The organism is Acidobacteriota bacterium (assembly GCA_030774055.1).
GTDB lineage: Bacteria > Acidobacteriota > Terriglobia > Terriglobales > Acidobacteriaceae > JACPNR01.
Window position 1 is genome coordinate 1 of sequence record JALYLW010000165.1, and the last position, 3407, is coordinate 3407.

5 protein-coding genes are annotated in these 3407 nt (G+C 65.1%); 1 reads left to right on the forward strand and 4 read right to left on the reverse strand.

The genetic code is table 11. The annotated features are described in order from the left end of the window. The 4 genes from M3P27_13670 to M3P27_13685 form a co-directional block, all read right to left on the reverse strand. Positions 1-500 (reverse strand): sigma-70 family RNA polymerase sigma factor (locus tag M3P27_13670; GenBank protein ID MDP9269355.1); only part of this gene is annotated, 500 nt, incomplete at its 3' end. Between the two features lie 137 nt (positions 501-637). Further along, a complete protein-coding gene (gene tsaD, locus M3P27_13675) occupies positions 638-1834 on the reverse strand; it encodes a tRNA (adenosine(37)-N6)-threonylcarbamoyltransferase complex transferase subunit TsaD (protein ID MDP9269356.1) in 1197 nt (398 codons plus the stop codon). A 41-nt stretch (positions 1835-1875) separates the two neighbouring features. Continuing rightward, positions 1876-2016 (reverse strand): hypothetical protein, encoded by a 141-nt coding sequence (locus M3P27_13680; protein MDP9269357.1) that lies wholly within the window; start codon positions 2014-2016, stop codon positions 1876-1878. A 74-nt stretch (positions 2017-2090) separates the two neighbouring features. After that, positions 2091-2513: an OsmC family protein gene (locus M3P27_13685; protein ID MDP9269358.1), complete on the reverse strand. Its 423-nt coding sequence runs from the start codon at positions 2511-2513 to the stop codon at positions 2091-2093. Between the two features lie 228 nt (positions 2514-2741). On the opposite strand from M3P27_13685, the gene M3P27_13690 reads away from it, so the two are divergent. Continuing rightward, the coding region (locus M3P27_13690; protein ID MDP9269359.1) for a lipid-binding SYLF domain-containing protein at positions 2742-3407 on the forward strand (666 nt) is incomplete at its 3' end.

Sequence of the window (3407 nt, forward strand, 5' to 3'; positions counted from 1 at the left end):
CGCGTCCGCACCGTCGCCTCCGGGATACCCAAAACCGCCGCGATCTGCGCGGCAGGCATCTCTTCCAACGTGGAGAGCTGCAACGGTTCGCGCAGATCGTTCGGCAGCGCCGCGACCAGCGCTTCCACCAGCCGCTTCATCTCGTCGCGCGCCACCATCTGTTCGGCAGACATCCCGGTCGCGTGCAGTTGCGCGAGCTGCGCTTCAGGATCGGCGGCCATCTCCGGCTGATTGCGCCGGCGGTCTACCGCGATGCGCCATGCGATGCGCGCCAGCCACGCCTTCGGTTCGCGCACCTCGCTCAGCTCCGCCTGGTGTCGCACCACGCGCAGGAAGGTCTCTTGCACCACGTCTTCCGCGTCATGCCCGTGCCGCAATACCGCGTACGCCACCTGGAAGACGAAGCGCGCGTGCTCGCGCACCAGCGCCTCGACCGCGTCGGCTGCCACCACGCTCTTCGCGAACGGCTGCGCCAAGATCGCCTGCTCCAGTACGGCCATCGCTCGCCCTCGTCCGCTAAGACGCTGGGCACACGGCCGCGTTCTGATAAATGCTGGGGTGGGGACTGTATGCCGAAATCGAACCGTTGGCATAGCAGCGCAGAGACGGCCTTCCGGGCCTGCGACGGCGCCCGGCTCTAGCGCAGCGTCAGCGACGCTTCGGGCGAGAAGTTAAGCGGCGCGAACTCCCGGGCGACGAACTTGGGATACGCGGCCGCAGCGATCATCCCCGCGTTGTCGGTGGAAAGCGCGCGCGCGGGGAAAAATACCGGCACGCCCTCCTGCGCCCCGCTCGTCTCGAAGGTCGCGCGCAGCTCCGAGTTCGCCGCCACGCCGCCGGTCACGAACAGCGTGGCGACCTCGCGCTCGCGCACCGCGGCCAGCGTCTTCGCCACCAGGTCTTCCACCACCGCGCGCTGGAAGCTCGCGATCAGGTCGAGCGTGCGTTTGTCGGTGGCCGCGAGATACTCCTCGAGCGTCGGCTGGGTCTTGCCCGCCAGCACCAGCCGTCTCGCCTCGATCCCGGGCTGCATCGCATTCAGCTCCACGTAGCGCAAAACAGCCGTCTTGATCCCGCTAAAAGAAAAGTCGTGGGAAGTGATCTCGCGCGACGGCGCGGTCCTCTTGCCCTCGTTCTTCGGCTCTCGCAGTGGCGCCTTGATCTGTGTGCTGCCGAACTTCACTGCGTGCGCATCGCCGTGCCGCGCCAGCCGGTCGATCACCGGACCACCGGGATATCCCAGCCCCAGCAGCTTTGCTACTTTGTCGAAGGCTTCACCGGCAGCGTCGTCGCGCGTGCGCCCGATCAGCTCGTACCGCCACGCTGCGCCCGTCTCAGCGCCGTGTGTGTGTGCGTCGCTCTTCAGCGGTGCACACAAATAGAGATGGGTATGGCCGCCCGAGACGACCAAGGCGAGCACCGGAAAGCGCAGTTCGTGGTTCCCCTTCTGCCGCTCCTCGAGCAGCACGGCATGGATATGGCCTTCCAGATGGTTCACCGCGATCAGCGGTTTCCGCAGCGCGAACGCCAGCGCCTTGGCGTAGCTCACGCCCACCAGCAACGCGCCGGCCAAGCCGGGGCCTTGGGTCACCGCGATGGCATCGATATCGGCGTAAGACTTCCCTGCCTGCTCCAGCGCCTGACGCACCACCGGGACGATCCCACGCAGATGCTCGCGCGAAGCCAGCTCGGGCACCACGCCGCCATAGGGCTGGTGCGTCGCAATCTGGGAAAACACGACGTTCGAGAGCAACTGCTCGCCCCCACGTACCACTGCGGCAGCCGTCTCGTCGCACGAGCTCTCGATGCCGAGGATGTACGTGTCCTTGCCCACGCATCCATTCTCAGCACTAACTTGTTAACTTGCAAACTTCGCTAGGCGGCTTCTAGCGATTCGGTGGGAGCAGCACCCGGTGTCGCGTCCTGCGTCCTCCGCTGCAAGAACTCCTGCGCCGCGCGATACCCCGCCAGCGTCCCGACGTCCATGTAGTGCTCGCCCGCATGGGTCGCGCGCACCAGGTTTCGGGCAGCGATGTCCCACCTCCCGATTGACTTTCAGCTCCGCCTTCGGCTCGGGCTTGCGCTCCGCTTCAGCCAAGTTTTGCGTCCATGGTGATCTCCGCTTTGAGCAGCCGCGAGATCGGGCAGCCGGCTTTGGCCTTGCTCGCTGCCTCGTCGAACTTCGCTTTGTCCGCGTTGGGGATCTTCGCGGTCACGTCGAGGTGGATCTTGGTCACCGTCCACCCGGCATCGAGTTTTTCCATCGTCAACGTGGCGCTGGTGTCGATGGACTCGGCGGTCATCCCCGCGCCGCCCAACTGTCCAGAGAGCGCCATGGAGAAGCATCCCGCGTGCGCCGCCGCGATCAGTTCTTCCGGATTGGTGCCCGGCTGGTCTTCAAAACGCGTGCTGAACGAGTACGGCGTGCTCTTCAGCGCCCCACTCGCGGTCGATACCGTGCCTTTGCCGTCTTTCAGCCCGCCACGCCACTGCGCGCTTGCTTTCCTTTGCATGACTTGCTCCTACAGGATGGATTATGCGTCACAACCACAAACAAGCAAGCTTAACATTGCGCGGCAGCCCACCTCTTCCCCCGTCCCAAAAGCCCTCTAAGGCCTCCCCTCTGCCGGCCCTCGGCGTTATACTCATCGGCGGCAACTCCCGGTACTCATTCTCGCCTCTAATCAGAGGATCCCCGGCCTCGTTCAGGTTTCGTAGCCCACTCACGAAAGGAAGGATTTATGCGCAAGCTGTGCGTATTACTCATCCTGGCGCTGGCGTCATCGTCGGCTTTTGCGGACGCCAAGTCAGATTCTACCGAGCGCCTGCAAAAGGCTGCCACGGTGCTGAAGGAGATCATGGCTGCGCCCGATAAGGGCATTCCCCAGGAAGTATTCGATAACGCGAAGTGCATCATCGTGGTGCCGCATCTGGTCAAGGGCGGCTTCGTCTTCGGCGGCAAGCATGGCCGCGGCGTCGCCACCTGCAAGACCGGGCACGGATGGAGCGCGCCGGCATTCGTCTCCATCGGCGGCGGTAGTTGGGGCCTGCAGATCGGCGTGCAGGGCGTGGACCTTGTCATGACGATCATGAACGCGAAAGGCGCACAGCGCCTGCTCTCCAACAAGTTCCAGGTGGGCGCCGAAGCCAGTGCAGCTGCCGGGCCCGTGGGACGGCACGCCTCCGCCGGAACCGACTGGAAAGCCGACACCGAGATCCTGACCTACTCGCGGGCCAAGGGCCTCTTCGCCGGCGCTACCCTCGAGGGCGCAGTGGTGCAGCAGGATGACGATTCCACCGTCGCCATCTACGGCAAGAAGATCGACCAGAAGACCATCCTCGGCGGCAGCGTTCCCGCTCCTGCCGTGGCTGCGGGTTTCCTCTCCGCGGTGCGGGCTGCCGCGGCC